This window comes from Streptomyces sp. 8L, assembly GCF_020176795.1.
In the GTDB taxonomy this organism is placed as follows: Bacteria; Actinomycetota; Actinomycetes; order Streptomycetales; family Streptomycetaceae; genus Streptomyces.
On sequence record NZ_JAIUKE010000574.1, the window covers coordinates 1 to 6,421 of the forward strand.

At 73.1% G+C, this 6,421-nt stretch carries 4 protein-coding genes; 1 reads left to right on the plus strand and 3 read right to left on the minus strand.

From position 1 onward, the window contains the following. Nucleotides 1-1,252 (plus strand): GAF domain-containing sensor histidine kinase (locus LCE31_RS34655; protein WP_225021630.1); only part of this gene is annotated, 1,252 nt, incomplete at its 5' end. Nucleotides 1,253-1,375: 123 nt separating this feature from the next. Here the strand turns inward: LCE31_RS34655 and LCE31_RS34660 are convergent. The 3 genes from LCE31_RS34660 to LCE31_RS34670 form a co-directional block, all read right to left on the minus strand. Beyond that, complete coding sequence (locus LCE31_RS34660) at nucleotides 1,376-2,620, minus strand: ThuA domain-containing protein (RefSeq protein ID WP_374118652.1); 1,245 nt, start codon at nucleotides 2,618-2,620, stop codon at nucleotides 1,376-1,378. After that, nucleotides 2,620-5,091: a PQQ-dependent sugar dehydrogenase gene (locus LCE31_RS34665; protein WP_225021634.1), complete on the minus strand. Its 2,472-nt coding sequence runs from the start codon at nucleotides 5,089-5,091 to the stop codon at nucleotides 2,620-2,622. The genes LCE31_RS34660 and LCE31_RS34665 overlap by 1 nt, the downstream gene beginning before the upstream one ends. Before the next feature lie 272 nt (nucleotides 5,092-5,363). Continuing rightward, nucleotides 5,364-6,155, minus strand: coding sequence for a TetR/AcrR family transcriptional regulator (locus LCE31_RS34670; protein WP_225021637.1), 792 nt, complete (start codon nucleotides 6,153-6,155; stop codon nucleotides 5,364-5,366). Between the last annotated feature and the right edge of the window lie 266 nt (nucleotides 6,156-6,421).

Below are 6,421 nucleotides of genomic sequence, written 5' to 3' on the forward strand. Positions count from 1 at the left end.
GGGGGGGGGGGGGGGGGGGCGGGGGGGGGGCCCGGGGGCGGGGGCCCCCGGGGCCCCCCGGGGGCCCCCGGCCCCCCCCGCCCCCCCGGGCGGCGGGGGGGCGGGCGGGGCCCGTTTCGCTCCGCAGGACCTCGTCCTGCTGCACACACTGGCCGCACAGGCCGGAATCGCCATCGGCAACGCCCGTACGTACGGCAGGGCGCGGCAGCGCGAGCGGTGGATTCAGGGCGCCGCCGCCGTCACCACCGCACTCCTGACCGGCGAGTCCGCGGAGGACGCGCTGACGACGGTGGCCGAGTCGGCGCGGGTGCTTGCCGACGCGGACGCCGGGGCGGTGCTGCTGCCGACCGCCGACGGTGGGATGCGCATCGTCGCCGCGTCCGCGGGCGACCCGGTGATCGCGGACGGGATGATCGGCACCACGATCCTGCCCGGCTCCGCCGTGCTGGAGCAACTCCTCGGCGGTGAGCCGGTGTTCCTCGACGACTCGGCGACCGATCCACGGATGACGACCGCGGTCCGCGAGCGGTTCGGGCCGAGCATGATGCTGCCGTTGCAGCACGGCGGCCGGCTGATCGGGACGCTGACTGTGCCGAGGACGCGCGGCGGCCGCCCGTACACTCCCGCGGACCGGCTGCTGGCCACGCAGTTCGCCTCGCAGGCGGCGCTGGCCCTCGTCCTCGCCGACGCACAGCACAACAGGGAGCGGCTCGCGGTGTTCGAGGACCGCGACCGGATCGCGCGCGATCTCCACGACCTCGTCGTGCAGCGGCTGTTCGCGACGGAGATGATGCTGGAGTCCACGAGGCGCAGGGCCGGTGCGGGCGAGACCGCGGCCCTCATCGGCCGGGCCACCGACGAACTCGACTCCACCATCCAGGAGGTGCGCACCGCCATCTTCGCGCTCCAGCAGCCGCCCGCGGAGGCGCCGACGAGCCTGCGGGGCCGGGTCCTGCGCGAGACCGACGGCGCCGCCGCGCTGCTCGGGTTCCGCCCGTCGGTGCAATTCCTCGGCCCGGTGGAGTCGTCGGTGCCCGAACCCCTGGACGCACGGCTGCTGTCGGCGCTGCGGGGTGCGCTCGCCGCGGCGCACCGCAGGGAGGGGGTGAGCGCGGTGGCGGTGGAGGTGGACGCGACCGGCCGGCTGCCCGACGGCCGGACGGTGGTCCGGCTGGTGGTACGGGACGACGGGGCGCGGGAGGACGGCTCCGGCACGGGCCACACGACGACCTGGCAGGCGCCGGACCACTGAGCCGGACCCCTCTCGACGGGAGTGCCGCGCGCGGGAACCGCCCCCGCCGCACGCCCTGGTGGGGACGTACGGCGGGGGCGGGGTGCCGGGCCGTGGTGTGCCGGTTCCGTGCGGCGGGGCTCCTTACGACACAGCTCCCTGCGACACGGCTCCCTGCGAGAGCGAGAAGGTGTCGATGTCGAAGAGCGACCCCGCTCCCCCGCTGAACGTCAGGAACAGCGGCCCGCTGCCCGTCGCCGTCAGCTTCGTGGTCACCGTGGTGAAGGCGTCCCAGCTGCCGGTCGAGGGCACCGCGACGGTCCCGAGCACGGGGCCGGTCTCCGATCCGGACCTGATCCGCACCGTGCCGCCCGGTCCCGCGGAGGCGACCCTCGCGGTGAAGGACGTGGCTCCCGCCGTGCTGACGGTGGCGTATCCGGCCCAGTCGCCGTTGTCGACATAGCCCAGGGTGTGCCCGCCGCTCGCACCGGCGTGGTCCGCCGCCTGCACGCCGGAGCTCGAGGTGTACGACTCGCCCTCGACGGTGGCGGGGTCCGTGCCGCCCCCGTCCGGCGGTGCGCAGTCGGCGGGCGCCTGCCCCGCCGCGTACGCGATGCCGCCCGCCAGCAGCTGCTGGAAGTCGGGGTCCGCGTACATCTCGTTCTGGTGGCCGAGCCCGGTGTAGAACGAGCGTCCCTCGCCCTGCGGGTGGCACCAGGTGATGGGGTGGTCCGCGCCCATCGTGCCGCCCGTGTAGGTGGATTCGTCCAGTGTTTGCAGGACGTGGACGTCCGGGCGCGGATCGGTCCGGTAGTTGTACAGCTCGTCGGTGACACTCCAGGTGGGCCCGAACTGCCCGGTGGCGGGATGGCTCGTGTCCTCGGTGTGTACGGTCGCCCGCTGGATGGCCGGGTGGCTCAGGAACCAGGCGCCGACGAGCTGTTGGTAGGCCGGGGTGTCGTACTCCGCGTCGGCCGCGGCGTGGATGCCCATGAAGCCGCCCCCGCCGTCGACGTATCCGAACAGCGCGTTCTGCTGCTCGTCGGTGAGGAAGTCGCCGGTGGTGGAGACGAACACGACGGCCTGGTACCTGGCCAGGTTCCGGGCGCTGATGGCGGTGGCGTCCTCGGTCGCGGTGACCTGGAAGCCGTGCTGCTGCCCGAGTGTTGTGATCTCGGCGACGGCGGTGGGGATGGAGTCGTGCCGGAATCCGGCCGTCTTGGAGAACACCAGCACCTGGTACGGGTCGGTCACACCGCTGCCCGTTACCGCAGCCGGTGCCGGTGCGGCGGTGGCGCTGCCCGGGGCCGCGAGGCAGGCGGCGCCGAGCGCCACGGCGGCGGCGGTGAGTGCGACGTTCCTTACTCCCGAGGTGAGTCGGCGAGTCATCAGGCACCCCCGGTGGTGAAGGTGAAGGCGTCGAGGTCGAACAGGTTGCCCTGCCCGCTCACGCCCTTGAACACGAGGAACAGCTGCGATCCCGCGCCGGGCCCCTTGGCGAGGTCCGCCGTCACGTCGGTGAAGGTGTCCCAGCTGCCCGTCGGCTTGACCGTGACGGTGCCGAGCAGGGTGCCGGTCGCGGAGCCCGACCGCACCTCCAGGGTGCCGCCGGGGCCAGCGGAGGCGACATGGGCGCTGATCCCGGTGACGTTGTGCAGGTCGTAGGGCGTGAAGGAGATCCAGTCGTTGTTGTCGGTGAAGCCGACCGTGGTACCGCCCTCGGCGCCGCCGTGCGCGGCGGTCTGGATGCCGTTCTGCGCGCTGAAGTGCTCGGCCTGCCGGTGCTTGGGCTGGAGCTTGCTGACACTGTGGGAGGTCAGGCCGCCCTTGTCGGTGTACGAGGCGTCGAAGACGCCGTACAGGTTGGCCGCCGCGTCGTGTTCGCCGTCGGTGGGCACGGTCAGCCGCCCACCGCATCCGTTGGCCGAGGTGATCTGGTGCTGGTGGTTGTCGTGGCCGAGGAAGTAGGTGACGGTGACCTTGGAGCAGTCGACGGGGCCGTCCTCCGGATCGCTGCCGGTGACGGTGAACGGGACGGTGTCACCGAAGTTGAACAGCTGTCCGTCGGCGGGCGTGGTGAGCTTCAGGGTGGGCGCGGTGTTCCCGACGGTGACCACGAGGCTCGCCGTGCCGGTCAGGCCCTGCGGGTCCTTGACGGTGAGCGTCGGGGAGAACGTGCCGGTCTTCGTGTACGTGTGGGCCGGGTTGGCGGACGCCGAACCCGTACCGTCGCCGAAGTCCCAGGAGTAGGTCAGGGCTGCGCCCTCCGGGTCGGAGCTGCCCGCAGAGGAGAAGTTCACGGCGAGCGGCGCGGGGCCGGAGGTCTTGTCGGCGGCGGCGTGGGCGACGGGGTTGCGGTTGCTGCCGCCGATGTACTCGACGCGGTAGAGGGCCTGGTTGTCGGCGCCGGTGCCGTAGTCGAGCACGTACAGGGCGCCGTCGGGGCCGAAGGCCATGTCCATCACCTGGGTGCCGTCCCAGGGGAAGTCCTCGATGGCGCCGGGGCTTCCGTCGCCGCCCACGGTGATGGCCTTGATCCACTGGCGGCCGTACTCGCCGGCGAAGAACTTCCCGTCGAGGGACTGGGGGAACTTCACGGCGGAGTCCAGGTTCGCGTCGTAGCGGTAGACCGGTCCGCCCATCGGGGACTCGGAACCGCCGCCGAACTCGGGCGGTGAGCCGGCGTCACCGCCGTACCTGATCCAGGCGGCCTTGGGCGCGGGCAGCTTGGTGAGGCCCGTGTTGTGCGGGGAGTTGTTGGTGGCGCCGCCCGAGCAGTCGTACTTGGCGCCGGAGGGGCCGCTCGGGAAGGTGTAGTCGTTGTACGTCTCGGTCGGTGTGTTGGTGCCGGTGCAGTACGGCCAGCCGTAGTTGCCCGGGCCGGTGATGCGGTTGAACTCGACCTGGCCGCCGGGCCCCCTGTTCGGGTCGGTCACACCGGCGTCGGGGCCGTAGTCGCCCATGTAGACGGTGCCGGTGGCCCTGTCCACGGAGAGCCGGAACGGGTTGCGGAAGCCCATCGCGTAGATCTCGGGGCGCGTCCTCGCGGTGCCGGGCGCGAAGAGGTTGCCGCTCGGGACGGTGTACGTGCCGTTGGCCTCGGGGTGGATGCGCAGGATCTTGCCGCGCAGGTCGTTGGTGTTGCCCGCGGAGCGCTGGGCGTCGAACTGGGGGTTGCGGCCCGCGGATTCGTCGAGCGGCGCGTAGCCCTGTGACTCGAAGGGGTTGGTGTCGTCGCCCGTCGAGAGGTAGAGGTTGCCCTGCGCGTCGAAGTCGAGGTCGCCGCCGACGTGGCAGCACTGGCCGCGGTCGTTGTCGACCTCCAGCAGGACCTTCTCGCTCGCGGTGTCGAGGGTGCCGTCGGTCTTCAGTGTGAAGCGCGACAGGTTCAGGTGGCCCTTGAACGCGTCGAAGTCCGCCTGGGTGCCGTTGACGGGGGCATCCCCGTCGGGGGTGCTCAGGCGGGGCGAGTAGTAGAGGTACAGGTAGTGGTTCGTGGCGAACGCCGGGTCGGCCGCGACTCCCTGGAGCCCCTCCTCGTCGTGGGTGTAGACGTTCAGCCTGGCCGCGACCTTGGTGTTGCCCGCCGCGTCCGTGTAGCGGAGTGTGCCGTCGCGCGCCGTGTGCACGACGGCCCGGTCCGGCAGCACGGCCAGTGACATCGCCTCGCCCAACTCGGCTCCCCCGGAGGCGAGTTCGACCTCCTGGTAGTCGGAGGCGGGGATGGCGGCCGGGGACGCGGCCGAGTGCGGGGCGGGGGCGGGGGCGGGGGGGGCGGGCGGCGCGGCGGCGCCGCCTGCGCCGAGCGCCAGCACGAGCGCGGTGCCGAGTCCGGACCACGCGGGTGGACGGAATGACATGTGGGTCCTTTCCTGACGTGCCGTGGGGATGTGTCAGGCAAGGCGCGCGCCGTCGCGCATTGCGGGCAGTGCGGGCAGGTCCGCGAGTGGGGTGCGGGAGCCTGGTAGCGCGGTGGTGCGTCTCGCATGCTGGCAACGCCCGCCCCAATTTGTCAATGCTCTGTCAAAATCCCCAACCGGCCGTGCGTGGGGCGGCAGTTGAGATCATCGGGACCGCGGGCAGGAGAAGGCCAGGTGACCGCCGGGGGCACTTGGTCACCTGACTGAACAAATCAGCGGGCGCCGCCTCGGGCGCCGCGCCCGGTACGAGCTCTGGCGCTCCGCCCGGCAACCCGCTGGATCTCCCGCTCGACGCCGTCGAGGAGCCGGTCGAGACCGCGGGCGAACCGCTCGTCGGCCGTGAACCGCCCGGCGAGCGCACCCAGCGAGGCAAGCCGCCGCCCCGGCCCGCCGAGCAGGGCGCGCGTGTGCGGATACGCGCCGCCGGACAACTGCGCCTCCAGGTACGACTCGACGGCGGCGGCCTCCTCCGGGCCGACCGCCTCGACGCCCGGCTCGGTGTCGCTCTTGAGCAGGAAGCCGTACACGTAGTCGTCCACCAGCGCGACGAGGTCGAGCCGGGAAGCGGCGTCGAGTCCGGTCCCGGCCACCGCGGCGAGCGACTGCTCGAAGTGCCGCAGCGCGTGCGGGCTGAGCCCGGCGCCGCGCAGGCCGCCCACGGCCCAGGGGTGGCGCAGGTGGACCGCGCGGGTCCTGTGCGCCAGCGCGGCCAGCGCGGCGCGCCAGTCGTCCTGCGGCAACTCGCCTTCCGGCAAGAGGAGTTCGGCCATGATCGCATCCTCCATGAGGGCGATCAGGTCGCCCTTGGAGCGCACGTAGTGGTACAGCGTCATGGTCCCGGCGCCGAGGTCGGCGGCGACGCGGCGCATCGACACCGCGTCGATGCCCTCGGCATCGGCTACGGCGAGGGCGGCCTCGGCGATCCCCCGCCGCGTGTGGCGTGGCCTGCGGGTCGCGGGCTCGGCCCGGGCCCAGATCGGCCCGCCCTCCTGGGAATCGGTCACCGGCGGCAGCATACCCGCGCCTCTCACTGGTACGCTGTACTAATAGTACGGCGTACGAATAACCAAACAGCCGGATCGCCCGCGCATGGGCGTACGGGCACACGCAGGGGTCGGCGCGCCTGGCGCGGGCGGCCCCCCCCCCGCGCGGCCGGGGGGGGGGGCGGGCCCGGGCCCCGGCCGGGGGGGGGGGGCCGGGAAACCGCCGGTGTGACGCGAGGGGCGGCTGCCTATCCTGGGGCGCATGGGCCCCAGGGCCCGCCGACCCA